Raw genomic sequence first — 1,783 nt, 5'->3', positions numbered from 1 at the left:
TTGGGAGGGATCGGGAAGTCAGCCGGGGGTTGTGAGGCAAATGCAGGATGCCCAGGCCGATCCTCTGGCGTCTATCCATCAAGCCATTAGTGGCCAAAGAGCAAGAGTTAAAAGCTACTATCCACTGCTAATGACAACATCAAAACCCTTCCGATATTCTACCTTTGAGGTTAATGTGAGTATATCTGATATACAGGAATCCGCCCACAATAAGAATTTGATTGTGGTTTTTGGTGCTGGCTCTAGCATTTCCTTGGCTAAGGACACACACCCTGCAAAAAACTGGAAGCGGCTTATTGAGTCAAGTCTTCTTCACGCCAAAGACCGTGGTTATATAACAGGCAACCAGTTCACGCGGCAACTATCACTTCTAGAAGAATCAGACGATGTAGATGAGTTACTAGGCGTCGCTGAGTTTTCAGCAAAGAAGCTCAAGGCCGGCGGCGGATTCCAAGACTGGATGAGGAGGGAGTTTGGCGGCCTATCTTTTTCTGATGGCGCAATGGCAAATTGCTTGCGCTCCTTGGAGGGTCGTAGAATACCGCTAGCTACACTGAATTATGACACTCTAATTGAGGCCGCCACCGGGCTGCCTACTGTTGACATTGCGGCAAAGGATCAGTCTTTACAATGGGCTCGCCGAGAGCTGCCAGGCGTCCTCCACCTTCACGGAGTCTGGAGAAACCCTGATGATTGCATATTTGGCATTAGGGACTACGAGAAAACAATAAATAATGAAGTCAGAGACCTCTTACAAAGATCTCTGACTACTTTAAATCGCATTCTTTTTGTTGGATGTGGGGATACGTTCTCAGATCCAAACTTTACCAACTTGATAAGCTGGCTAAGAGCAAACGCCAGCGGCGCCATGCCTCGGCATTATGCTCTAGTGAAAAGAGACGAGTACGAGAATAAGCTTAAGGACCTCTCTTGGCGCGGTTTTGTTGACCCACTAGCTTACGGGGACAAGCACGAAGACCTACCTGCCTTCCTGCTGAGCGCCTTCCCCACATTAAAGTCTCAGGCCGAACCTGAAAGAAAGCAGTTGATAGACGCGGGACGTTCATCTCACGTTCTGGATGCTTACAAGAATTTTCTTATTCGTGATTGCGGGGAGATGACGCTAGAAGGTGTGCGAGCTGATATCGATACTGCTCAAAGAAAATTTAATTTGGAAAAGCTATTTGTACCTATAGACTTGAAGCCCACACCCCCGTTCTTCCCCAAAAACGACGTTAAGAGGGAGGAAAAGCTGCAGAAATGGCGTGACGAAAATGAGAACGCCCTTCCTTTCGGTAAAATATTTTTAAAACACCGCCGCTTTACACTGCTTGCACTTCCTGGCGGCGGAAAGACTATGTTGCTCAAGCGGTTAGCAGTAGCATATAGCAGCTCAGCAAGAAGAGTTGAAGGCGCCGATAGACTTCCAGAGATCGACCTTGTCCCTGTCATAATAAAGTGTCGCGAATGGAAGGACCATATTACTAAGCCTATTCCCGCAATAATAAAGTCAATGCAAGAGATTTTTGGAGATGATACGCTTAGCGGACTTTATTCTGCTCTAGAGCCAAGATTGAAAAAAGGGACCGTTCTTCTACTAGTAGACGGACTAGATGAAATACATGATGCGGGCGATAGATTAATATTCGTAGAAAACCTTGAACGCTTTATCGAGTCCTATCCAGACATTAGGCTCCAGACTCATTGATCGTCAAAGCCAGAAGATGACGGTTGCGGCGAGGGCGACGGCGGAGAGGAAGGTTTTCGCACATCTGTCGTAGCG

The 1,783-nt window shown here is 47.3% G+C and carries 1 protein-coding gene; it reads left to right on the top strand.

Features of this window, described 5'->3' with window-relative positions; all coding sequences use genetic code 11:
* On the top strand, window positions 1-1,708 hold a 1,708-nt coding region (locus BLP73_RS18860), incomplete at its 5' end, for an SIR2 family NAD-dependent protein deacylase (RefSeq protein ID WP_217630741.1).
* Between the last annotated feature and the right edge of the window lie 75 nt (window positions 1,709-1,783).

The sequence above is a fragment of the Paracoccus tibetensis genome (assembly GCF_900102505.1).
Taxonomy (GTDB): Bacteria; Pseudomonadota; Alphaproteobacteria; order Rhodobacterales; family Rhodobacteraceae; genus Paracoccus; species Paracoccus tibetensis.
This window is presented reverse-complemented; position numbering and strand designations above follow the sequence as displayed.